General features: G+C 41.4%; 17 protein-coding genes and 1 pseudogene. 7 read left to right on the top strand and 11 right to left on the bottom strand.

Annotated elements, in window-relative coordinates; genetic code table 11:
• Positions 1 to 64: 64 nt before the first annotated feature.
• The 10 genes from PHAL_RS0118505 to PHAL_RS0118460 form a co-directional block, all read right to left on the bottom strand.
• Entirely contained in the window at positions 65 to 496 is a 432-nt protein-coding gene (locus PHAL_RS0118505; protein ID WP_016709926.1) for a hypothetical protein, read from the bottom strand.
• Positions 497 to 908: 412 nt separating this feature from the next.
• Positions 909 to 2,993 carry an elongation factor G gene (gene fusA / locus PHAL_RS0118500; RefSeq protein ID WP_016709925.1) on the bottom strand — a complete coding sequence of 695 codons (2,085 nt, stop codon included), beginning with the start codon at positions 2,991 to 2,993 and terminating at the stop codon, positions 909 to 911.
• Between the two features lie 197 nt (positions 2,994 to 3,190).
• The gene (locus PHAL_RS0118495; RefSeq protein WP_016709924.1) at positions 3,191 to 3,913 is read right to left on the bottom strand and encodes a response regulator; all 723 of its coding nucleotides are present in this window, start codon (positions 3,911 to 3,913) and stop codon (positions 3,191 to 3,193) included.
• 93 nt (positions 3,914 to 4,006) lie between these two features.
• Positions 4,007 to 5,629 (bottom strand): ATP-binding protein, encoded by a 1,623-nt coding sequence (locus PHAL_RS0118490; RefSeq protein ID WP_016709923.1) that lies wholly within the window; start codon positions 5,627 to 5,629, stop codon positions 4,007 to 4,009.
• Between the two features lie 11 nt (positions 5,630 to 5,640).
• A complete protein-coding gene (locus tag PHAL_RS0118485; protein ID WP_016709922.1) occupies positions 5,641 to 7,182 on the bottom strand; it encodes a tripartite tricarboxylate transporter permease in 1,542 nt (513 codons plus the stop codon).
• Positions 7,183 to 7,185: 3 nt separating this feature from the next.
• The gene (locus PHAL_RS0118480; protein WP_016709921.1) at positions 7,186 to 7,653 is read right to left on the bottom strand and encodes a tripartite tricarboxylate transporter TctB family protein; all 468 of its coding nucleotides are present in this window, start codon (positions 7,651 to 7,653) and stop codon (positions 7,186 to 7,188) included.
• Between the two features lie 11 nt (positions 7,654 to 7,664).
• Entirely contained in the window at positions 7,665 to 8,567 is a 903-nt protein-coding gene (locus tag PHAL_RS0118475) for a Bug family tripartite tricarboxylate transporter substrate binding protein (protein WP_374954839.1), read from the bottom strand.
• An 81-nt stretch (positions 8,568 to 8,648) separates the two neighbouring features.
• On the bottom strand, positions 8,649 to 9,902 hold the full coding sequence (locus PHAL_RS0118470; RefSeq protein WP_016709919.1) for an OprO/OprP family phosphate-selective porin: 1,254 nt from the start codon (positions 9,900 to 9,902) through the stop codon (positions 8,649 to 8,651).
• A gap of 202 nt (positions 9,903 to 10,104) precedes the next feature.
• Positions 10,105 to 10,839 carry a substrate-binding periplasmic protein gene (locus PHAL_RS0118465; RefSeq protein ID WP_016709918.1) on the bottom strand — a complete coding sequence of 245 codons (735 nt, stop codon included), beginning with the start codon at positions 10,837 to 10,839 and terminating at the stop codon, positions 10,105 to 10,107.
• Positions 10,840 to 10,887: 48 nt separating this feature from the next.
• Positions 10,888 to 12,534 carry a methyl-accepting chemotaxis protein gene (locus PHAL_RS0118460; RefSeq protein WP_016709917.1) on the bottom strand — a complete coding sequence of 549 codons (1,647 nt, stop codon included), beginning with the start codon at positions 12,532 to 12,534 and terminating at the stop codon, positions 10,888 to 10,890.
• A 295-nt stretch (positions 12,535 to 12,829) separates the two neighbouring features.
• Between PHAL_RS0118460 and PHAL_RS0118455 the strand changes: the two genes are divergently transcribed.
• The 6 genes from PHAL_RS0118455 (at position 12,830) to PHAL_RS0118430 (ending at position 23,064) form a co-directional block, all read left to right on the top strand.
• Positions 12,830 to 14,107 (top strand): efflux RND transporter periplasmic adaptor subunit, encoded by a 1,278-nt coding sequence (locus PHAL_RS0118455; protein WP_016709916.1) that lies wholly within the window; start codon positions 12,830 to 12,832, stop codon positions 14,105 to 14,107.
• Positions 14,104 to 14,859, top strand: coding sequence for an ABC transporter ATP-binding protein (locus tag PHAL_RS0118450; RefSeq protein WP_016709915.1), 756 nt, complete (start codon positions 14,104 to 14,106; stop codon positions 14,857 to 14,859). The genes PHAL_RS0118455 and PHAL_RS0118450 overlap by 4 nt, the downstream gene beginning before the upstream one ends.
• Before the next feature lies 1 nt (position 14,860).
• Positions 14,861 to 17,314, top strand: coding sequence for an ABC transporter permease (locus PHAL_RS0118445; protein WP_016709914.1), 2,454 nt, complete (start codon positions 14,861 to 14,863; stop codon positions 17,312 to 17,314).
• A 53-nt stretch (positions 17,315 to 17,367) separates the two neighbouring features.
• Positions 17,368 to 18,744: a sigma-54-dependent transcriptional regulator gene (locus PHAL_RS0118440; protein WP_016709913.1), complete on the top strand. Its 1,377-nt coding sequence runs from the start codon at positions 17,368 to 17,370 to the stop codon at positions 18,742 to 18,744.
• Positions 18,744 to 20,027 carry a sensor histidine kinase gene (locus tag PHAL_RS0118435; protein ID WP_016709912.1) on the top strand — a complete coding sequence of 428 codons (1,284 nt, stop codon included), beginning with the start codon at positions 18,744 to 18,746 and terminating at the stop codon, positions 20,025 to 20,027. The genes PHAL_RS0118440 and PHAL_RS0118435 overlap by 1 nt, the downstream gene beginning before the upstream one ends.
• A gap of 88 nt (positions 20,028 to 20,115) precedes the next feature.
• Positions 20,116 to 23,064 (top strand): DUF3857 domain-containing transglutaminase family protein, encoded by a 2,949-nt coding sequence (locus PHAL_RS0118430; protein WP_029216235.1) that lies wholly within the window; start codon positions 20,116 to 20,118, stop codon positions 23,062 to 23,064.
• A gap of 772 nt (positions 23,065 to 23,836) precedes the next feature.
• On the opposite strand, the gene ylqF is transcribed toward PHAL_RS0118430, so the two are convergent.
• Positions 23,837 to 24,790 (bottom strand): ribosome biogenesis GTPase YlqF, encoded by a 954-nt coding sequence (gene ylqF / locus PHAL_RS0118425; protein ID WP_016709910.1) that lies wholly within the window; start codon positions 24,788 to 24,790, stop codon positions 23,837 to 23,839.
• A 470-nt stretch (positions 24,791 to 25,260) separates the two neighbouring features.
• On the opposite strand from ylqF, the pseudogene PHAL_RS23960 reads away from it, so the two are divergent.
• Positions 25,261 to 25,467, top strand: a pseudogene (locus tag PHAL_RS23960) (transposase); the annotation flags it as partial.
• Positions 25,468 to 25,594: the final 127 nt, after the last annotated feature.

The raw sequence follows: 25,594 nt of genomic DNA, 5'->3' as shown, positions 1-25,594 counted from the left end.
ATTGTAATAGGTTTACTCTTAAGAGTTCAGGTTAATAAAAAGGCCGCTATTTAGCGGCCTCTTTTTATGCATTACAGGGTGTTTGCTGTAGTTTATCGCAACTACTTTTATTTTTCTTATACCAACACTTAATCGACTGCTGAGTTTGCGTATCAAACTGCCAATTATAAAAGCGAACGACCTTGTTATTTTCTAACGTTACGACAAGCACAGTTAATAATTTGAATGAATGAAAATGTATATCAACTATTTCATCTGCGTTGATATATTTCTTACCAAATCCTTGAGAGTAATAAATTCCCGCTTTATAACAGTGCAAAAATCGTAAATTGATTATATTTAGAATTGAAATCATAAATATAATCGGCGTAATTATTAAAGCTAAAACAGTTTGATTTACAGTAAAGATAAGTGTTAATGAAAAAGTGACCAGCGCCACAATTAAAATTATCACTAACTGTAACAACCAATTTGGGCTCAATTTAATTGCGTTCATATAAACGTCCTAAAAAGTACCTGTTTATGTCTCTTTCTTCGAGAGACTTCCATTTCCCTTATATAACCATAAAGATGGCCATAAGTTATTATCTTACCCGCTTTAGTTGATCGTATTCAAGTATTTGCACTACTTTTTCCCTAGGTACAAACGATTAGTTTCAATATTCTGAATAATACTCCATTCAGATAATACTTATTAACGGGTCAGATTATAGAAAGAAGGAATAAATGATTAGTTATATTTGAGTAGCATTTACAGCGCTTAAACGAGAAATTACCTAAGCGATAACAACAGCAAAAAGTCATAACATCAAAAAAGTGTACCCGTTTATTTATGAGGGCTTTATTTTGATTATAGAAACAAAAAACCCGCAACAAGTGCGGGTTTTTTCAAAGATTTAAAAGGCTAATTATTTAGCTGCTTTTTTCTCTTTTTCTGCAGCGATTACAGTTTCAGCTACGTTTTGTGGACATGGTGCATAGTGTGAGAACTCCATAGAGAACTGACCACGACCTGATGTCATTGTACGTAATGAACCGATGTAACCGAACATTTCTGATAACGGAACGTCTGCTTTAATACGAACGCCTGTTAAACCAGCTTCTTGGTCTTTCATCATACCACGACGACGGTTAAGGTCACCGATTACGTCACCAACGTGATCTTCTGGCGTGAACACGTCAACTTTCATGATTGGCTCAAGAAGTTGTGCGCCCGCTTTAGGGATCGATTGACGGAAAGCGCCTTTAGCAGCGATTTCGAATGCGATTGCTGATGAATCCACGGCGTGGAAGCCACCGTCGAAAAGTTCAACTTCAACGTCAAGCACAGGGAAGCCAGCTAGCACACCTTCGCTCATCATTGACTTAAAGCCTTTCTCAACTGCAGGCCAGAATTCTTTAGGTACGTTACCACCAACAACTGTTGATTTAAACGTGAAGCCTGAAGCAACTTCGCCTGGCTTGATGCGGTAGTCGATTTTACCGAACTGACCAGAACCACCAGATTGTTTCTTATGCGTGTAGCTATCTTCGATTTCACGAGTGATAGTTTCACGGTAAGCAACCTGTGGTTGACCAACGATAAGGTCTACACCGTAAGTACGCTTAAGGATATCTACTTTGATATCTAAGTGAAGCTCACCCATACCTTTAAGGATAGTTTCGCCTGAATCTTCATCAGTCTCAACTTGGAAAGATGGATCTTCTGCAACCATTTTACCGATAGCAACACCCATTTTCTCATTACCGCCTTTATCTTTAGGCTGTACAGCAATCGAGATTACTGGCGTTGGGAATACCATTGGCTCAAGTGTTACTGGGTGCTTTGGATCACAAAGAGTGTGACCAGTTTGCACGTTTTTCATACCTACGATTGCAATGATGTCACCAGCTTGTGCGCTAGTTAATTCGTTACGGTCGTCTGCTTGCATCTCAACCATACGGCCAACACGCTCAGTTTTACCAGTAAACGCGTTAAGGATAGTGTCACCCTTGTTAAGTTTACCAGAGTAGATACGTACGAAAGTTAATGCACCGAAACGGTCATCCATGATCTTAAACGCTAACGCTTTGAATGGTTCGTCAGCAGATACGATTGCGAATTCACCGTTTTCATTACCTTCTTCGTCCATAAGAGGTTGAGGATCAACTTCTGTAGGCGCTGGTAAGTAATCAACAACAGCATCAAGTACTAACTGCATACCTTTGTTCTTGAACGCAGAACCACAGTATGTAGGGAAGAAAGCAAGGTCACGAGTACCTTTACGGATACAACGCTTGATATCTTCTAAAGAAGGTACTTCACCTTCCATGTACGCTTCCATTAGATCATCGTCTTGCTCTACAGCAGTTTCGATTAGCATTTCATGGTATTCATCAACTTTGTCTACCATGTCTGCAGGAACGTCTTCAACTGTGTAGTTCTCTGGAAGACCAGTTTCGTCCCAGATGTATGCTTTTTTAGTTAAAACGTCAACAACACCACAGAACTCATCTTCGATACCAATTGGTAACGTCATGATTAATGGGTTTGCGCCAAGTACTTTACGTACTTGCTCTGTTACACGGTAAAAATCAGCACCCATACGGTCTAATTTGTTTACGAAAATAACACGTGCAACTTCTGATTCGTTAGCATAACGCCAGTTAGTTTCTGATTGTGGTTCAACACCACCAGAACCACAGAATACACCGATGCCGCCATCAAGTACTTTAAGTGAACGGTATACTTCAACAGTGAAGTCAACGTGTCCAGGAGTATCGATAACGTTAAAACGGTGATCTTTCCAGAAACAGCTTACAGCCGCAGACTGGATAGTAATACCGCGCTCAGCTTCTTGTTCCATGAAGTCAGTTGTTGATTCACCATCATGAACCTCACCTGTTTTATGGATTTGACCAGTAAGCTTTAGGATACGCTCAGTAGTCGTGGTCTTACCCGCATCAACGTGCGCGAAAATACCAATGTTTCTGTACTTCGATAAATCTGCCATTATTTTACTCTTAATAAAGTCGAAAAATTATTCGGCGGGAGTATAGCATTACTTAATGCGAACATCACCATAGAAGTCGCTTAAAATGCAATCAATTCTAGAAAATATTTTTACTGCTGTTCTCTACATCTTAATTTCACATAACTTAGAACAACAAAAAAACCAGGGATCACACTATAAATCAGATAGATAAACTGTTATCCCATTTTATAACAACGCTCAGGTCGACCTATGCTGCCATAGCTTTGGTCGGCACTGACTTGCTCTGCTTCTAGCAAATACTCGAGATAGCGCCGTGCCGTAGAGCGGCTAACGCCAACTAAATCGCCCATTTGTTGTGCTGTAAAAGGTGTTTTTTTATGCTCTTTAAAAGCATCAATAATTTTTCTTAAGGTGAGTTGATCAACACCTTTAGGTAACCTGACGGGGGCCTTTGTTTGTTCATTTGAGCCGAATAAGGTGTCAACCATTGATTGCGTCACTTCGTTGGCATCCGACAAGCACTGTTGGCGTGATTCAAATCGTGCTAATGCTTGATCAAGACGATTAAGCATTAATGGCTTTACCAAAAAATCACAAGCACCCAACTGCATGGCTTTTTCAAGCGTTTCGACTTCCTTGGCTGCGGTCAATAGCATGACATCGCTTTTAATCGCACGTGCCCTTAATTCACTTAATAAATCGAGCCCATTACCGTCTGGCAAGTGAATATCCAATAAGATTAGATCAGGCTCTATCGCCTGCAATAACCCGTTAGCCGTACTGAGATTAGCGGCAATTCCAACAACCTGATACTGACCTTGACGCAAGCTTTGTCGCGCAGTTTGATTCCCTGCAACCCCATTAGGTAGCAACAAGTATTGCGCAAGCAGCTGTGCAACCTCTAGTTCATCTTCGATGATAACTACTGAATATGTCATTTTTTATTACTCATTTTTAGCATTGCTGCGCTATCGCATTTACTTTTGTTATAATTTGCTTCGTCGCAGCTTATCACCCTAAATAACTTGCTGTTACTTAGGAATATAGACGCTCAGTCGAGCCCCTTTTAAATCTGACTCACCAATTTCTAAACTGCCACCACAGGAGTCCAAATTAGTTTTTACTAAATATAACCCAATACCATGTTCTGCACCGCTTTTAGAACTATATTGTGGGGTAAAAATTACCTCGTGATCACTGCCCAAACCGAAGCCACTGTCTTCTACATCAAACAATAAAGTTTGACTGGTTTCATCCACGGTTACTCGTACATAAGGCGTGCGTTCTTCACTGGCTCTGATCGCTGCATCAATGGCATTATCAATTAAATTCCCTAATATTGACACTACCCGTTCTAACATTTCGGTCCGCTCTATCGCACCGAGTAAGCTATCTGGATTTAGCTCAAGCACTACATTTAACTCACGTGCTTTATGATATTTACCGACTAATAATCCGGCTAGAACAGGATCTTGAATGCGCTCTAGCAAGTGGTGGATCTGCGCTTGTGAACCTTGACTTTCTTGACCAATTAATTCGATAGCTTGCTCATTTTTACCCATCTGAATAAGCGCACCAATTAAGTTTAGCTTGTTCGAATAATCATGTGTTTGCACTCTTAAAAGCTCTGCAAAGGCTTGTACTTTAGTAAGTTGTTGGCTTAAGTATTCAAGCTCATCTGCAGGACGCAGGGTCAGTAAAATACCATCGGCCTGTCCTTGCACTTGCAATGAAAAACGCGAAAGCACTAAGCGCTTATCCGCTGCAAATAGTTCAAAGCCAACCATTTTTCGGCGTTGGTTACGCAGTAAAAATTCAGCATGCTCTGGTAGTAAATCTTTAAGCGTGAGTGATTTATTGCTACAGGCCGCTGGTTTATCTAAAATTTCACAGGCTCGCTGAGTTAGCTTTCGCACGCGACCATCAGGATCAAGTGCTATCACGCCGCTGCGCATAGTATTTAAAATGGCATCTTGCTCTGAAAACAACCGTGCAATTTCATCAGGTTGCAAACCAAAAATGGCATTGCGCACTCGCTGTCCGATAAAAATAGCGGCAATAATACTCAACGCCACTAACAGCAAACCCCAGATCATAATTTCGACAATGCGCGCTCTGATCAACGGCTCAACCGACTGCACTAAAAAGCCAACCGATACTAAACCTATAATGTTTTGCTGTTCATCATAAACTGGCACTTTACCGCGAATAGATTCACCTAAGCTGCCTTGTGCCACTGAGATATAACGTTCACCTCTTAACGCCGCTTGGCTATCGCCGCCAACCATCCGCTTACCCAGTTTATTACTATCAGGGTGGGCAATCCGATGGGCATTTTTATCGCCAATAACAATAAAATCTGCGTCAGTAAGCTGACGCAGATTTTCTATTTCTTGGTTAATTGCCACCAAGTTACTGGGATTTTTTAACGCCTTCACAACCTCATCGCTTGATGCAATACTAGTCGCTACAGCAAGTGCCTTATCACCGATGTGATTATGTAAACTTTGTGCAGTAATTTGATACACCAAGCCGCCAAACAACACCGCTTGCAATACACATAGTCCTGTTACCCAAATTATGAGTCGCGTTTCTAAACGCTTGGGTCTTTTAACCATGCTTTGTAACGGGTTTTGCTTCTTGGTGTTGCTCATGATTACCTCAATTAAGCATGCTCTTGTTTCTCTTTCAGAGCCACTTTATCTGCTCGGCGCTGAGTTATAAAGTCTTTTAATGGAAATAACAACACCACGATTGAGATTACAAAAATACTCAAGGTCAATGGACGTTCCCATAAGAAACTTAATGAACCATCAGAGATCATCATTGAGCGACGGAAGTTACGTTCAATCATATCACCTAAAATAAAGCCTAGTAGCAATGGTGCCATTGGGAAAGCCAGCAAGCGTAATACCAGCGCTACAACAGCAAACCCAACCATCATAAATAAATCAAAAGTATTAAAGGAGACTAAATACACCCCTATTAAGCTGAAGAACAAAATCATAATAGTGAGCACTGATTTTGGCATCGCTAATACTTTTGCAAAATATGGGATCAACGGTAAGTTCAAAATCAGCAATACGATATTACCAAAATACATGCTAACGATAACCGCCCAAAACACACTTGGGTTTTCTTGCATCAACATCGGACCTGGTTGAATACCATAAGCAATTAATGCACCTAACATAATCGCTGTAGTGCCAGAACCAGGAATACCTAACGTTAATAGTGGTACGAACGAACCTGTACAAGCTGCATTATTAGCAGACTCAGGGGCTGCTAAACCACGTAATGACCCTTTACCAAACTTCTCTTTTAAGCCTTTAGGGGCTAAGTTGCGCTCAGTGGCATACGCCATAAAGCTAGCAATGGTTGCACCGGCACCCGGCAACACGCCAATAATAAAGCCAAGGATAGATGAACGACCCACCGTAGGTGCCATCTCTTTAACTTCTGCTTTAGTCAGTTTAGTTGAACCAATTTGTGGGGTATCTGAATCATTAATGCTCTTCACTTCTTTTTTCTCTGGGCGCACAACATTGATTAACGCCTCAGCTAAGGCAAAGGTTGCCATTGCCACGAGTAAAAAGCTAATACCATCAAGTAAATCCGCTTGGCCAAAAGTAAATCGCTCTGTACCAGATGATGGATCAATACCGACGGTTGCAAGCATTAAACCAAACACTGTCATCATCATAGCTTTTAAAAATTGTCCTTTATTCGAAAAAGCAGCAATCGCTGTTAAACCTAAAAACATCAGTACGACATAGTCAGGGGATTGAAAGCTCAGTGATACTTTTGCCAACAAAGGCGCAGCAACCATCAATAAAATAGCGCCCACTGTTCCGCCTATAAAGGAAGCGTACGCAGCAATCGCCAATGCTTTACCAGCATGACCTTGCTTAGCAAGCGGGTAACCGTCAAAGGAGGAGGCAACCGTGCCTGCAACCCCTGGGGCATTGATCAATATAGATGAGGTTGAACCGCCAAAAATTGCACCATAATAAACCCCAGCCATTAAGATCATGCCTGAATCGGCACCGATGCTATAAGTAATTGGGATCATTAATGCGATTGCTGTAATAGGGCCCAAGCCCGGTAGCATGCCAATAAAAGTACCAACAAAACAACCTACTATCACATACAACAGGTTGTTCCAGTCGAGTACGGTCGACAAACCCAACATAATTCCATCAAACATAACTTAACTCCACAGGTTGCCAGGAACCAAATAAATACCGAGCACTTGGGTCATTAAGAACCAAAACACTACCGCAACAGGAATAGAAGCCAGCAATAAAATCTTCTTGCGACGCTCTCCCATAACAAAAAAACCCACTAATAAAAACACACTGGTTGATATTAAAAAGCCAATTGGTTCAAGCATTGCGCTGTACAACACCATTAATATCAGCAAGCCAAATGTTCTTAATACATGTGATTTTTCAAGTACATCATCCGCATTTGTTTTTTCTGTTGGTTTAAGTAAAGTAGCTCCAATTGAAAGTAAGCAAACGATAATACCGAATGCCGCATATACTTTAGGTAAAGTGGCGGAGGTAACGGTTTCATACTCTTCAAATGGGAGTAATGGAATTTGCCATGCAACAATGGCGTATAGTGTAAATAGCGCCAAGAATAAACTTGGCCCTAGTAATTCGCGATTCAACATCAGAGCCTCGATTAACGTAACGTACGAATAAAGCCGAGTTCTTCCATAACAACTTTAAGCTGTGCTTCTTGCTGCTCAAGTGACTTTATAAATTGATCTTTTTCTTGAAATAGGTTTAACCAACCATTACGTGCACGCACAACTTCCCACTCAGGAGTCGTTTGTAACTTACGTAACTTCTCGGTGTATTGTGCAAGTTTGTCAGCAGGTAAGTTAGGTGCGGCAAAAAAGCCACGCCAGTTAATAAACTCCATGTCATAACCTAATGATTTAAGCGTTGGAATTTCTGGGTAATCCGGTAATGCTTCACCCGATGTGACCGCTAGAATACGTGCTTGGCCGCCATTGGCCACTTCTAACGCTTCACTTAAACCCGTTGAAAGTAGGTTAACTTCGCCCGATAACAAGCCCGCTTTTGCTTTACCACCTGCATCATAAGGGATATAGCGAAGGCGACGACCATCAATACCCGCGGCTTTAACTGCTTGTGCTGCAACTAAATGATCCATGCTGCCACGTGCCGAGCCACCCGCCACTTTTACAGAGCTTGGGTCATCCTTCATGGCGGCAACCACATCTTGCCATGTTTTATATGGTGAATCGTTACGTACCACGAATGCACCATAATCGGCAATCATGCTGGCAACGGGTGTTAGATCTCGGTAGCTGTAAGGAATTTTACCGGTTAATGCACGCAACACGATGGGTGTTGAGTTAACCATCAAAATATCGCCTTTTTTAGTACCAGACTCAATCAAGTAGGCGATTGCACGGCCACCGCCGCCGCCAGACATATTTTGGAATGAAGCATTGTCCTCAATGCCCGATTTCACTAAACCTTCACCAACGCCACGCGCTGTTGTATCCCAACCACCACCCGGACCACCTGGTACTAAAAAGTGAATATCAGCCATCGCAAATGGGCTGCTTAATACTAGCGATGCCGCCAGTACTGTGGTTTTAAATGATTTAAATAGTTTCATAAAAACTTACCCCTAAAATAAATACTGAATACGTGCTGCAAGGCCTAACCCATCATCTTCATCGCCAATCAGATCAACAGCACCAGGACCCTCAACTTCGGAGTAGATCACATTGGCCATAAACTTAATTTGTGAAGAGTAGTAATAGTTTGCACCTGCGGTATAGGTTGTTACTTCAGTACCCTGGAAGTCACTGGTGGCATCGGCACCACTTACGCGTGCTACCAATTCCCACGCATTTTTAATACCTTTAGGTTGAGAAAAAACCGCACTACCTTTCGAGTAGCTTTTTTGCGAACCATCAAGAAAGTAGCTTGCCGTGACAGCGTAAGCATCAAAGCGCTCACCATTAAGAACTGAACTTGCTTCTAATGTGTCTAACTCGCGAGTTGCGTATTCGGCTTCAACGCTAAAACCTTTGTTTTGGTAAGCAGCTTCAAGACCCATTTGCTCAAAGCTATTCAAACGAACTAATTCACCACCAGCCGCATAGTTAAGTAAGCGTGTATTGGTACTGCGTACTTCGCCACGAGCCAGTGCGCCGGTTAATACACGGCCACCCATGTCACGTTTCGAATACCAGCTACCTAAGTGAAGAACACCATTATCGAGATCTTTTTGCCACGTCAAACGACCAGTAAGTGACAGTGCGAGTGAGCCATCATCATTATTGTTACCATTAGCGCCGAACGCTTCATTTTTATAAACACCTAGTGCATAACGAAAACCACTATCTTTAAAATACTGGTATACCGATGTACCCCATTGGAAATAAGGCGATACGTTATCTGCCAGTGAGCTACGCTCAATCGTGGCAATATGCTTTGAACTGGTTAACGCGTTTAACGAGATATCTTCACGCAATTTACCAACTTGCACTTTTAAGCCATTACCAAAACCACTGTAACGCAAACGTGCCATCACGATTTCGCCACTGTTATCTGCAAAATCTAATAGCAATTTGTTATCCCAGTCACCATGCTCACTTTCAACATATAAACGAGCGCGACGTACAAAAAAGTCGCTGGCATCTTCACCAGAGCGGTTAGGGCCGGCGTTGTAAGCACCATCAAAGTGGTTATAATCCACTTGTAAACGGCCACCAAATTCTAGGTTGAAGGCTTTATTGCCTTTCATTGAGTCGACTTCTTTTTGTAGCTCATCCAGTTGCTGTTGTAATTTTTCAGTATCAGTGGCAGCTAATGCTGAGGTACTTGCTAGTGCTGCGGCAATGGCTAAAGCCAATTGTGTGTTACTTGCTTTCATTATTTTCTCCACACCTGTGTATAATTTTGTTGTCGTTTAGATGAGCTACTGCAATCTGCTATCTAACATCGAGCATAGTGTTAACGCTTGATTAACGAAATGTTTAGAAGTTAAGTTTCATTGATGTTCGTTTCGTGCTTTTTGACCATAAAAACCATGACCAATATGAACACAATAAGAGGTTGATATAATTAGTGTTATTCTATTTTCGTGGTGTTTTTTCAGTTTCAGTCAATAAAAACTGATCAAACTGTTGGCGTTGCTCCTGTGTTAAAATTGGCTTTTTACGGCTAAAAATAAAAAAAACGGGGTCACGATGCACTAAATAAGGGTGCATTATAATAGTGGTTAATTGTTGTTCACGAATAAAGTATTGACCAGCTAACTCGTTTTCGATGCTTATATCACCGTAGTTACGGCTCAACATCATCAGTCGCTGCGGCATCGTTGCTACACTTTGAAAGTTATCGCTAAAGGAAGGTTCTAAGCGGAGGTAATCAATTTCAGGACCTGCATATTGACCAGTGTCGAATAAAATTAACGGTTGCAATTGTAGTAACTCAATCAGAGTACGCTTTTTTAAAAACTCAGCTTTATTTATAAACAGCCGTTGTACATTATCTCGGTAACTCAATGAGAAAATAGCCGAGCGATTCAATGCGTCCGTGTATTGAATGCCCATCATCATGTTCACTTTTCCCACCGCTAAATACCGTTTTGCGCGCTCTACATTCGGCATTTTTACAAACTCAAAGCACACTCCCACAGCGTGTAATGCTTTGCGGGCTAGATCAACGTCGACTCCTGCATACTGGCTGCCTTGAAGGTAACTATAAGGTGGTGAATTGTTTACAACCGCAATTTTCAGCGTCGCATTACACTGAGCAAATAATGAATAACTAACCAACAAGCAACAACAAACAACGAGCTTTATCATAGGCTACCTATCAATCTATAAATTGAAACGTGCGTTCTTATACTTTGACTACACTTTAAAGTTACTCACCAATTGATCCAATTGCACACACTGCTCTGATAGTGCTTGGCAAGAGCGCTCAGCATGATCAACTCGCTCTAACATTGTTGCGCTTGAGGTTGCAATGCGCTGTACATTCACGTTCACATCTTCACTTACTTGACTTTGCTCAGTAGCCGCTGTGGCAATCTGCATGTTCATGTCATTAATAATAGTAACGGCATCGTTGATCCGTTGCACCGATTGTGCCGCACCATGAGAATGCTCAATGGTTTTCTGGCCGCTGGCAGTGCTCGACATCATAGCGGTAACAGCTTGGTTAGTGCCTAATTGCAGCTTTTCTATCATATCGTTAATTTCGCCCGTACTTTCTTGAGTACGGCTTGCCAACGAACGCACTTCATCGGCTACCACGGCAAAACCACGCCCTTGCTCACCAGCACGAGCCGCTTCAATGGCAGCATTTAATGCTAGTAAATTCGTTTGTTCAGCAATGCCGCGGATCACATCCAGTACGGTTGCTATGTTAGCTACATCTTGCTCTAACGTATTTATTACATTACTTGAGTTGGTGATCTCCGCCACTAGATCATTAATTAAATTAATTGTTTCTTCTATGGTTGCTTTAGCTACATTCGCGTCGTTACTCGCATCACTCGTTGCATCTGCAGCATCATTGGCATTTTGACTGACATTGTCACTGGTGGTACTCATTTCATTTACAGCCGCCGCAACTTGCTCACTCTCAACTTGTTGATTGCTCGCTTCGCTTAGCACGCTGGCTGTAATACTTTGTAAGTTTTGTGTTTCACTACGCACCTGCTCTGAGGATTTCACCACAGCCAATACCGTAGTATGGATTTTACTAATAAAGGTATTAAAAGATTTCGCAAGTGCACCCATTTCATCGTTTGATTCAATTTGCAGTCGCTGCGTTAAATCCCCCTCCCCTGAGGCTATATCTTCGAGTGCGCTTTGCATTTTTATCATCGGTGATAATATGATTTTAGATAGTAGCCAAGTAGCTGCTATCGATAAAACAAAGCTAACGATAATACCAACCTGTAAAACTCGGCTCGCAGTAGCTTCTTGCTGTTCACTAAATACTAGAGAATCAGCTAATTTAGCATCGATCTCATCACGCATTGCTGTCACGTTTTTTCTAATACGTCCCAGCACTACCTCCATCTCTTGTTTATTTGATGCTAAATAGCTCGCAGCAAATGTTTGATCAGCAAATAACTGCTTGTAATGATCTGCCCAGATCACCACATCGGCTTTAATATTGTTAATACGGTCATTATTGATATTGCTGATATAACCCAATTTCACTAAATTAAGTGGGCTAGATAAACGTGCATCAACACGAGCTATATTGTCTTCATATTCTTGTTTCTGCACTTGGTAGTTTTCTAGATCCCCCTGACCCAACACCATACTCAAACCAGCCGTTTTTACCTGAAACAAGTCACGATAACCATCTTCCAAGTTATCTAAAACCGTTCTCACTTCTAAACTAATAAAGTTATTAAGTTTTTGTTGTGAATGAAAAGTATATAAAACATATCCCGACAAAACTGAAAAAATCACCAGCGCAACCACTACTGGGATAGCAAACTTAGCGCGGAAACTTAAATTATTTAATAAGCTATTCATAAATACCACTTAACCAATTAAAGAAAAATTACATGCAGCCCATTACCAGAGATACAACGTGTAGTTAAAAGGTAGACTGGTAACGTTGTTTTTCCAAATAAATAAAATGAACAGAATTACTAAACAAATAACCCGCTTTACTATGCGATTTACTTTCCCGCTTTCTTCTTATATTCCCATTAATGGGAAGCCGCAATAAAAACAAAATGAAAATATACTTTATTTTCAATGCATTAAATGTGGCATGTAACTCGCTTTAGTCTCCATAACTATTTTACAAATCAATAACCACATCATGGATATAGACAGCACGCTAAAACGTAGTAACAAAACAGTCTCAACCAAAAAGCTCATTTTTGGTTTAGTCGTCATTGGCGCTATGCTTATCAGCTTCGCCTTAGTGCAATGGTTCTCACCGCACACAATTCCAGCCAGCCAATTACAGATTGCCAGCGTTAGCCAAGCCGATTTTATTGTAAAAGTGCAAGGATTTGGCCGATTGAAATCCAAATATCAACGTTATTTAACCAATACTGACGTTGCAATGGTCGAGGCCATCCATGTGTATCCAGGTACGCGTGTTAGCAAAGACACGGTTATTATCAGCTTAGTAAACCCGCTTCAAGCGCAGCGTTTATCGGTCGCAAGGCTGGAGCTTGCACGCCAACAAGCAAGCTTTAGCGAGCAAAAAATCAATCAACAAAGTCAGCTATTAGAGCGCGAAGCTAACCTCACCCTTTTACAAAGTGAGCTTGAAAGCGCCCAGCTTAAAAGCGAAGCAGAGAGTCAATTAATCGAGCAAGGGATTGTCTCAAGCCTTGATTACAAACGCAGCTTACTCACCGTAAAACAGCTACAACAGCGCGTTGAGATTGAACAAAAACGCCTCGCGCAATTAGCGCAAATGCATTTACAGAGAATTAAGGTCCAACAAGAACTATTACGTCAATTTGAGTTGAATTATAAGGTACAACAGCAAGCTTTTGATGACCTGCAAATCACTGCGGGCATAGATGGCATGCTGCAAGAGCTCAACGTTGAACTAGGCCAAAACCTCACTCCAGGGACCCGTTTAGCGGTAGTGGGGTCTGATAGCGCCCTCAAAGCAGAGCTCAGTATTAAACAAAGTGACGCTGAAAAAATTGCACTCAATATGGATGCTCGCGTAAATACCTTTAGCAACTCAAAGCAAGGTGAAGTGGCAGCCAAAGTGACCCGAATTGACCCTATTGTTAGTGATGGCCGGGTAATGATTGAACTCGACCTTATTGGCGAATTACCCGCTAATGCTCGCCCCGACTTAAGCATTGAAGGCCATGTTATAAGCGACATTATTGCTAATGCACTGACCATTAAATTACCGCAAAAAGCAAAAGCTCATTCAAAAGCGATGCTTTTTAAACTTAATCCCAACACTCATTTAGCCGCCCCGATAGATATTGAATTTGGTACACTCAGTGATAATAAAATTCAACTTTTAAGTGGCGCTACAGTGGGCGAACAGCTGATCATTTCAGACCTTTCTAAATGGCAGCATTTGGCAACTATAAAAATCGAACAGGAAAGTTTATGAACAACAATACGCTTATCTCATTAAAGAACATCGCCAAGGTTTATCGCAGCCAAAATGTTGAAACCTATGCTTTAAAAAACATCGACCTGACTATTAATGAAGGTGATTATATTTGTATTAGCGGCCCATCGGGTTGTGGTAAATCAACACTGCTGTCTTTACTTGGCTTACTCGACAGCCCTACCGAGGGACAATATTTAATTAAAAACGTCGATACTAAAACCCTTGATATGGACCAACAAGCCGAGCTGCGCAATTTACACATTGGCTTTATTTTTCAGTCATTTAATTTAATAGATGAACTCTCGGTATTTGATAACGTGGCGCTTCCGCTTACTTATCGAGAACCCGCTATGAGCCAAGCCGATATTCAAAGTGCAGTAAAACACGCGCTTGATGAAGTTGAAATGGGGCACCGCGCTCAACATAAACCCAATCAACTCTCTGGTGGTCAACAACAGCGTATTGCCATTGCTCGCGCCCTTGCCGGTAAACCCAGTATTTTATTAGTGGATGAGCCAACCGGTAACCTCGACTCTAAAAACGGCGATGCAGTGATGGACTTACTTGATGCACTGAACCAAAAAGGCACCACCATTTGTATGGTAACCCATGATTTGCGCTACGCAGGGCGGGCAAAAACTCAGCTAAAACTTCTCGATGGCGAAATCATCTCGTATTCGCAAGCACGCCAAGATGCGCATACTGAAAATACAAGCGCCGTACCCGCTGATACTGCAGAGGTAATTTAGCATGAGTCGTTTAACTAAAACACGCAGCCAATTACGCTTAGCATGGGCATCACTGATGAACGCACCGGGGTTTGTTACCGCCGTTGTAGCCACCTTGGCGCTCACGCTCGCGACGTTATTTGTAGTACTAAGCCTAGTAAATAGCTACTTTTTAAAACCCCTTGATGTATTTGATGAAAGTCGCATGGTGGTGGTTGAGCAAAGCCTAACCTATAACGATTACGATGCGGTTGGCTTTCAAAGTTATCAGTCGATGGTGCACTGGCTTAAAAACAATCAAAGCTTTGAGCGCACCTTTATGATAAATGCCGCTGAACATGTTTTTTCAAACTTAGACGGACAACCTAAAGAGGATGTGCTGTATGTAGGCGGTGAATATTTTGAACTCCTTCATACTCCCTTTGTACTCGGACATGGCTTTAAAAAGGGCGGAACCATAGAGGAAGCCAATAATAGCGTAGTCATTTCAGAGAAGTTCTGGAAAGAACACTTTAATAATGACCCTGATATAATTGGTAAATCCTTAAAAACAGCCAGCGAAGATGAAGGTAATGGGCATATAATAATAGGTGTTGTAGCGGCTAATTTCAGCCCCCCCTATATGATTAAAGCAGGCTCTGTTGAAGTTTGGTATCCAACTAGTTCTGACCGTCGGTTTTTCCATAATGATAACTGGCAAAGCCCGTGGACCAACACGTTTAGAAACCTAAAACTAATTGCAGTATTAAAACCTGGCGTCACTAACGAGCAAGTAAAATCCGACTTAAAAGCCCAAATTGATAGCATAAAATCTGAGTGGCTAAATAATGGCGGTATAACTGATGTAAAGCCTGTTGTTACACCGTATCGCGAGGTTGAGCTGGGTAATAATGACCAATTAAGTTTAATGATGCTCGCTGGTGCGTTAGGGCTACTCGTTATTGCCGTACTAAACGTCAGTACCTTGTTCTTCTCCCGGGCTCTAGCGCAACATAAAACATTAGCATTACAAGCTGTACTGGGTGCAAAGCGTAAAACGTTATTTAACAGTATATTGCTGCAATCTCTTATTTTAATGAGCATATCGGTCAGTATTGCACTGTTTTTATCTATCTGGGGAATTAGGCTCTTTAAAGTATTAGCCGAGGGACGCTTGCCACTCGTGAACAGCTTGGCTGTTGATACTAATTTGGTGCTGATAGCGGTAGTTATGTGTATTGCTTTAGCGTATATATTCTCAGTGATCACTGCTCGTTTAGTTAACTACAAAACTTTAAACAGCCAAATGCAAAACAGTGGCAAAGGCGGCGTGTCGCAAGTGTCTGGACGTACTGTGCGTATACTAATTGGCACACAAATGTTTGTGGCCGCTTTATTAGTTAGCTTTTCAATTATGATTGTTAGCAAAGCGCTCGACACCATTAATCGCCCACTGGGTAGCGACACTGAAAACCTGTACTTTGCACAGTTATTTCAAACTAATAATGATGCAACAATAGCTGAGCGCTATGAACAAGTTAAGCAGTATCAAAAAGTATTACAAAATAGCGAAGGCATTAAAGATGTTGCACTTGGCCATAGCCCTGTGACACCAAGGCAAAATGCCACTAGCTTGACCGATGTTGAAGGTAAAAGCTCAATCTTCTTCCCAAGCCAATGGGTCGGCTCTGATTATTTTGCTTTAGTCGGTACAAAAATACTCGCTGGGCGCACCTTTAGTGAGCAAGCAATTCGCGGTGAAACTAACGAGCTATTGGTATCTATCAGTGTCGCAAAATGGCTACTACCCGATCAAGACTATACAAATATTATCGGTAAAAGCTACAGAGGGTTAGAAGACAAAATGTTTGAAATTGTCGGCATAACGGAGGATTTTAACCACCCTAAATACTACGACGAATCATTTGGCCGACACATATGGTGGCCTGCACAACCTCGCAGCTATATGTTTGTTATTGAAACAGAGCAAGGTGTTGAGCTTACCAGCAAGCACGTTTTAAGTTTATTAAGAAAAGCCAATAGTCACCTAACCTTATGGCAATTTAGAGACTTACAACAAGAGTACGATGATTTATTGTATATGAGCCACCTAACCGTTGCACTGTGTAGTACCTTGGCATTATTTACTCTATTATTAGCAGCAATAGGTATATTTGGCGTACTTAGCTATAACTTAGGCCTGCGTCGTTATGAATTTGGTATTCGTATGGCACTTGGGGCTAAAAAAGCACGCCTATTTAAACTCATGAGTAAAGAAGCTGTTATCCCTGTACTCATTGGTTTTATTCTAGCCCTAGCAACCGTATTAGCGGGTTACTTAGTGTTACAAGAGCAGCTTATTTCGTGGTTAATTTTAGACGTGCGTTTACAACTAATGGCATGGTTTATCACTTTGATTATTGCAATGTTCGCCTGCTTTAGGCCACTCTTGTTGTTAATTAAAGCCAAACCTATGGCCGCACTTCGTAACGAATAATAATGATAAGGGTGGCCCAAAGAGGGCCACCACGACAGGATCATACATATAAAATGGACCCAATTTTAGTAATCGACGACCAAGCCGATGTTCGCATGGCCGCCATCGTGGCGCTAAACCAGCTTGGCTTGCAATGTATTGAAGCACAAGGCCCTGAGCAAGCCCTCGAAATTATAAACAGTAATGCAATTAGCCTTATTTTGCTCGATATGAACTTTAGGCTCGATACCACTTCCGGTGAAGAAGGACTGCGATTTTTAAAGCAACTGCAATCAATTAGTTCAACCACTCCAGTTATCGTAATGACCGCGTGGGCGAGTGTTGATGTCGCGGTAAAAGCGATGCAATTAGGCGCTGTTGATTTTGTTGAGAAGCCTTGGAATAACTTGCGTTTAACTAGCGTTGTACAACAGCAACTAGCGCTGAAAAAAAGCAATCATGATAATGCCTGTTTAAAGGCGCTAAACTTGCCAAAAAGTACTGATTACATTGCAAATTCAGCGGTGATGCAACAATTACTAACACGCGCTAAACGCGCCGCAAAAACCGATGCCAGTATTTTAATCACCGGAGAAAATGGCACCGGTAAAAGCCTACTCGCAAACTATATTCACCAACACTCTAACCGCTGCGAGCAACGCTATGTGAGCGTAAATATTGGTGCTATTGCGCCCTCTTTATTTGAAAGCGAATTATTTGGTCACAAAAAAGGCGCCTTTACCGACGCCAAAAAAGACCGCCTTGGCCGTTTTGAAATAGCCAATGGCGGCACCTTGTTTTTAGATGAAATAGCCACCCTGCCGCTAGAGTTACAAAGTAAAATGCTGCGCGTGCTAGAAAGCCAAGAGTTTGAAGTATTAGGCTCAAGCCACACCCAAACAGCGGATGTACGCATTATTGCTGCCACTAACGCAGAGCTGGCTAAAGCCATTGAAGCGGGTGAATTTCGCCGCGATTTATTGTTCAGACTCAACACCATTGAACTGCATATTCCGCCACTGCGTGAGCGCCCCGAAGACATTATAGAATTAGCCCATCACTTACTTGCAACGCACAGTAAAAAATACCAGCGTGAAGGCATGTCACTTTCAGCAGCTGCGACCAAAGCACTTACGAACTACACGTGGCCGGGCAATGTCCGAGAACTTAGCCATTGTATTGAACGTGCCGTGATCATGAGCGATAACGACAATATTGACGCCAGTGATTTAATTCTTGAACAACCCAGTAGTGATACAAGTAACAGCGCAACAAGTGAATCATTACCGTTGCTGCCACTGGAAGAACTTGAAAAACAGATGATCCAAAAAGCGCTGGCGCAATTTAATGGGAATGTTGTTGCCGCGGGTGAGTTTTTAGGTTTAAGTAAATCGGCGATTTACAGACGAATCGATAAACATCAGCTTGATTTAAAAGAAGCAGACTTTTAATGGCCCGCACTCACTCGCTCGAACAGCGCCTAATGCGTTATGCCGCCTTAGTGATGTTTGTTGTATTAATGCTGTGTATTTTGCTTGTAATAACGTGGGAGCTCGATTGGTTTGCAAGCATTAGTATAATGCTCCCCGTCGTCGCAGTAAGCCTGTTTGCAGTAGTCAAAAGCTACAAATTGACCCTTGATGTTATCGAGCGCTTTGGTACACAACTCGATGCCCTCGCTAACAACGAGAGTAATAGCTGGCATTTAGCGCAGTATCAAAGCGGGCGTGTCGCCAACCTTAAAAATGACTTTACCAAGCTCAGTAACAAAATAGCGCAAAGTAAACGCCACTATATGCAAACCGAAGAGTTCGTGTTTGAGTTTGCCAGCATGCTTGATTTACCTATTGTTATTTTAGATCCTCACGGGCAAGTTTACTTTACCAATAAAGCATTTTTAAACACCTTAACAGCCCCCAATGTTGAGGGGTTAAGTAGCGCCGATTTAGGGTTAGTTTATAGCGACGGTAGTTGGCAAATAGAGAAAGAGTCTCGTTTTAAGCGCCGCTTTATCGTATCAGCACAAACATTTTGGCGCTCAGGGCGAAATTACGAACTGCTTACACTATTTTCAATCGAACAACAGCTGCGCGCAAATGAACAAGACATTTGGCAGCGCTTAATTCGTGTGCTCAATCATGAAGTGCGCAACTCCTTAACGCCAATTTACTCCATGAGCCAGTCACTGCAAACCATGAAACAACAAGGGCAAATAACCCCGAGCCCAGACCTTGCCCAAGATATGCTACAAGTGATTGAAAAACGTGCGCAACATTTATTAGATTTTGTAAATAGCTACAGCGCGTTTGCAAAGCTCCCCACACCAAACAAACAGCAAATCAATAGCGAGCAAGTGAACTTACGGCTACAGGCAATATTCCCTGAGCTCGTAATTCACTCATCTCAGCCAGTGAATTTTACCGCCGATTTAGGTCAGCTTGAGCAAGCACTTATTAACCTAATAAAAAATGCCTTTGAAGCGGGCGGTAACACGCCCCCCACACTTAACTGGCAACAGCAAAATGATGGCGTTGTGATTGAGCTGACTGACAGCGGCACAGGCATTGCCAACCCCGACAACCTCTTTGTGCCATTTTACTCAACTAAAGCCCAAGGTGCAGGTATAGGTTTAGTGATCAGTCGCGAGCTCATTCGTAATCAAGCTGGCCAGTTACAATTATTAGCCAACCCACACGATCGAGGCACACAAGTCATAATTTGTTTGCCAATATAATCCCCTAGATTTTATTGGCTTATATTCCTTTGCTTGGTAATCTTGTAGCCAAAAGGACACTCAAACTTTACCAATAAGAAGAACAATAATGAAATGGACTCAATTAGCAACGAGCATGTTCTATGCTTTTTTACTCATGATCAGTTTTTTAAGTGCAAGCCAAGAGTACCAAATACAGCCAGCCGAAGACTGGATAGAACAGCGCACATTGATCACGACTGAGATCCCCACAAACAAAATCGCAGATGGCACTTATTATTTATTACTCGATACGCAAATAAAGGCCACAGAGCAACAACCCTCACAACGTTACACTCGTACCGTTATGCAAGCTGTAAATCAATCAGGTATTGATTACATCAGCCAACTGAATATTGATTTTGATCCAAGTTATCAAACGCTGGAGCTCAACGGCTTAGGCATTATTCGTGACGGACAATACATAGATAAATTAGCCAGTGCGCAGTTTAAGGTATTGCAGCGTGAAACCGATTTAGCTAATCGCATTTACAACGGCAGTTTAACGTTAAATATTATTGTTGATGATATGCGTACGATGGATAAGCTTGACTACAGTTACACTATTACTGGTCGCAACCCCATTTATCAACATTTTGCGGCATCTCGCACCTTAAACTGGTCCGTACCGGTGGCGCAGCAGTTTATGCGCGTGCTATGGCAAAAGGACGCACCTTTATACATCAATACCGTCAATGGCGAAGTTGATATAACCGACACCCCTTTAGAGCTCGGGCATGACTACCAAATTAGTTTGCAAAATCAGCCAACGGTTGCATCTTCAAACCAAGTTCCTCACTGGTATAGTCCTTATAAACAAGTATTTTTCTCAGAGTTAAAATCATGGCAAGACGTAGCAAATTGGGCAGTTCCGTTATATGAATCAGCAATAGAAGTAACCCCCTCTATTACACAGGTTGCCGATGAAATAGCCCTAAACAACCCAGCGATTGCTGACCGTATTGCAGCCGCATTAAAATTTAGCCAAGACGAGATTCGGTACCTAGGTCTTGAAATGGGCACAAACTCCCATCAACCGACTTCAGCTTCTGAAACTCTGGCACTTCGCTACGGTGACTGTAAAGACAAAACCGTTCTGCTTATTTCATTACTAAAAGCAATGGACATCAAAGCTTACCCTGCCCTAGTAAACACAGATGAGGGAAAACGGCTGATTGAACTGCCCGCCTCTGCTCGTGTGTTTAATCATGTCATCGTTACCCTTGAGTATGCAGAGCAACGCTATTGGCTAGACCCAACAATAAACTATCAAACCGGAACCCTAGCACATTTAGCACAGCCTAATTATGGTTATGCCTTAATAGTTAAACCTTCCGAATCACGTCTCACGGCTATGACTCCACCTGTCGATGCAGTCGCAATTAAAAGCTATGATAATTACACCATCGCCGTTGAACCTGAGCAAGCTGCAACATTTCAAACTCGCTACATTTATAGCCAGTTTGAGGCAATAAATAGACGCAGTTCGTTAGCACGCAATGGGCTAGATAAAATAGCAAAAGATTACCTTGAATATTATCAAGGCTATTTTAAAGGCATTACCATTGATAAGCCGATGACAGTGACTGAAAGCACAAATAATGGCGAGTTTCTAAGTGACGAGTTTTACCTTATTAATGACTTTTGGCAACCTGACGACGAAGGGTTAAGAGCTGACTTTTATGCCTCAGATATACAAAATAGCGTTTACGAACCCGATCAAATCAATCGTACAGCGCCGCTGTATTTTAAATACCCCAACAATATTGAAACCGTAATTAAGGTTAAGTTTTTAGAGCCTAATTGGCATTTTGATAATGAGCAAAGCGAAATTGATAATGCTTTTTTTAATTTTAAAAAAACCACCCACTTTGTGGAAGACACCTTAACACTTAACTTTTCATTTAATGCCAAGCAAGATCATATTCCAGCCGCTCAGATTAAACTTTACCTGAGCGAACGAGCAAAACTCATCGACGATACACAGTTTGGCATTGTTAAATATGTAAGTGCGGATACCACTGACGGCTTTGCGCTAGAAGATGATTGGATCATTTTAGTGTTACTTGTTTATCTACTTGCGATGCTCTTTTTTATTGTCGCATGGCGTATTGAATCAGCAAAACGCCCGACATTTAGTGATGCACAGTTTTACCCTGTTACAAATGCTAAGTTTATTCTTTATAGTATCCTCACCTTAGGGCTATTTATAAACTATTGGAGCTACCGAAACTGGCGGGCGATTAAAATACAACAAAATAGTCATATCATGCCAATTGCTCGCGGTATTTTTGCACTGTTCTTTTTCTACTCGTTATTTTTAGAGCTCCTCGCGCACAGTCAGGAGCACCATAAAAAGAATAAAGTCATGCCAAATGCGCTGGCGTTAATTATCTGGTTACTACTTATGGTGCTTACAGCGACAACGCGTTTTAGTGCTTATGCAACGATTGGTTTGTGTATTATTCCATTTATTTGGCTGCCGATGGTTAATTATATTCAACATATAAATCACTCATCTGAAGCACTGACATACAATTCAAAATGGCGCGTAAGAAACATCATTATCAGCATCATGTGGGCACCTATTTTATTTTTAGGGTTACTCCAAGAGAGCTATTTGATTCCCAGCACATCAATTGTTAAAGGTGATAAATTATGGCCATATCAAGTGCAATTTATGAAACGTCAGCAACTAATACCTCTGGATGAAGCTATCTTATATTTTTATAGTGATGCATTTATTGATTTTCGCAGTGATGGTAATGGCATTACTGACAACTATATATTTAGTTACTGGCAAAATGAACAAGGGCAAATTGAGTCAAACTTAAAGCACTTCAAAGATATAACTAGCATAGAGGTGACTTATGGTAAAACTCAACTAGATAATACGCTGATCAAAGTTATTGATCAGCAAGGCGAGCATTTCTTACTTATCGTCGACAGCGAAGGAAAAGCAGATACAGAACTAGTTAAGCGAATAAACCGCCGCTTAGATAGCAACAACCAGAGATAGATTCAACAAACCTATCTCTAATGAATATTTACTTGATATGAGAAATTATTTTAACAGCCAAGTCTTTGCTTTGTTTGTATTTATTTAGACACAAACAAATAAATGAGAATTATTTTCAATTGAGTGTTGACAGTTCTTTAGATCTAACTGATAATCAATATCAACAAGACGGCAAAACATAACGACTTGTACGGAATAAACTGAATTTGTTTCTCGACCCTGAAACACGTGTGGCGCACGTAAACTGCTAAGGTTTCCTGTTTCTAACCGCAACGCCCCTTGATGTTGGTGACAGGTAACCGCCCTACTTTACTTGCTACATTGCTCATATCGGTGACGGTAGATATGAAACTAAAAAGCCCTTACGGGCTTTTTTTATGCCAAAAATTCCTATATAAAAATTTACTTTTTATATAACCGACTAAATTTAATAGAAAAATAAAACAAACAAAACTTAATGAGAATTATTTTCAAATAGGTGTTGACACTTTTTGAAATCTAACTGATAATCAATATCAACAAGACGATAAAGCACTACGGCTTGTACGGAATAAACTGAATTTGTTTCTCGACCCTGAAACACGTGTAGCCCACGTTAAAGCTATGGTTACCTGTTATTAATCGCAACGCCCCTTGATGTTGATAACGGGTGACCGCCCTACTATTTTACTTGCTACATTGCTCATATCGGTGACGGTAGATATGAAACTAAAAAAGCCCTTACGGGCTTTTTTCATGTCTAAATTTTAATAGGCTAACCGGTATAAAACAATTAACGGCGATTTTTACGAGCGCGGGCCCTACGTTGTTTTTTCTCTTCTTCTTTAGCCGCTTTTTTAGCCTCAGCTGCAGCACGAAGCTCAGCAACCATTATTTCTTCCTCTTCACGCATCGCAGGCGTTTCCATGGTGATACGACCTATAATGCCATCGCGTAATTCATTAATGAGAATTTCCGACATTTTATAGGTATCAATTTGATTGCCACCGCGAATACAGCCGCGCTTTTTTCCCGCCATTTCAACAAACTCCCAATCATTTTCTGGTAATTCATCGATTTTATAACGTACCTTTAAAAGCTCAGGGTAAGCACGCAATAAATACTCAGCGGTATAACTTGCCACCTCTTCATATTCAAGCGCAGTATCACGTATCGCACCTGTCGCACCTAAACGGTAGCCTGAGTTTTCGTTTTCAACTTTTGGCCATAACATACCCGGCGTGTCATAAAGCATAATACCGTCTTCAAGCTTAATACGCTGCTGTGCTTTAGTAACCGCGGGTTCGTTACCAGTTTTAGCGACTATGCGACCGGCTAACACATTTATTAGCGTTGACTTACCGACGTTTGGAATACCCATGATCATGGCTTTAATTTGCTTATCGGCACCGACTTTATGCGGCACCAGCTTTTTACACAGCTCATTAATACGATGAACCTCAGCTGCTTTATCATTACCAAACGCAATCGCCTTTACGCCATTTTCTTGCTCAAAGTAATCCTTCCATGCCTGGGTCATTTTAGGATCAGCTAAATCCGCTTTATTCAAAATTTTGATGACCGGCTTACCTTCACGCAAAGTAGCCACCATCGGGTTTTCACTACTGTAAGGAATGCGCGCATCAAGCACTTCAATGATCACATCCATCTGTGGCATGATTTCTTTAATTTCATTACGGGCTTTATTCATATGCCCAGGGAACCACTGTATTCCTGCTCTACTCATTTGATATGTAAACCTTTTATTTCAACCCATAACACCATGGGTACTTAATTAAGTGCTATGCGGGGTACTGGGTGAATAACTTCGATTTATCACCTCACTAATGATCCGTAGTTTACTACATAATCCCTTTAAACTTCTCGTTTAAATGAAACCAGTAGTATATCTCAGCTACATAAGTACAATTTATGTTTATGGACAAAAATACACCAATGGTTTATATCTTCTACAAATAAAGAAGTAAAAGCTCCACCTTCTAAAGAAGATGGCTTTGAATTAGCCGCTAAAAGGGGGCATTGTTTACGCCAGTGTTAACTGAGCTTGTTCTTGCCAGACTGAAAGCCTATGAGAAAATAAAGCTATCACCTTGTAAGATGGCTCTAAAGCATTTAAACGCTTTATAGCGCAAGCTCGTCATTATTGAGTTTGTATTGAACACCAAATCTATCGTAAATGTATTTGTGCGTATATCTTCACTTATCAACCTCCCACCTTATTCGCCAGAGTTAAATCCAATAGAGCAAGTATGGAGTTGGATACGGCAACACTGTCTGTCTAATCGCGTGTTTAGTGGTTACGAAGAAATAGTCGAACAGGTGTCGCAAGCGTGGAATAAATTCATCTCAGTGCCTGATACGGTTAAAAGCATATGCTCTAGAGACTGGATAAAATTGACTTAATCTTTATGCAGATTGGTATGACAGCTGAAAACTACACTATAGGATGACCTGCTACATTCGAGTTTCGAGTTTCGAGTTTCGAGTTTCGAGTTTCGAGTTTCGAGTTTCGAGTTTCGAGTTTCGAGTT

The sequence above is a fragment of the Pseudoalteromonas haloplanktis ATCC 14393 genome (assembly GCF_000238355.1).
Lineage (GTDB): Bacteria > Pseudomonadota > Gammaproteobacteria > Enterobacterales > Alteromonadaceae > Pseudoalteromonas > Pseudoalteromonas haloplanktis.
Note: the sequence above shows the minus strand (reverse complement) of the source record. Positions and strands in the feature narration are given on the sequence as shown.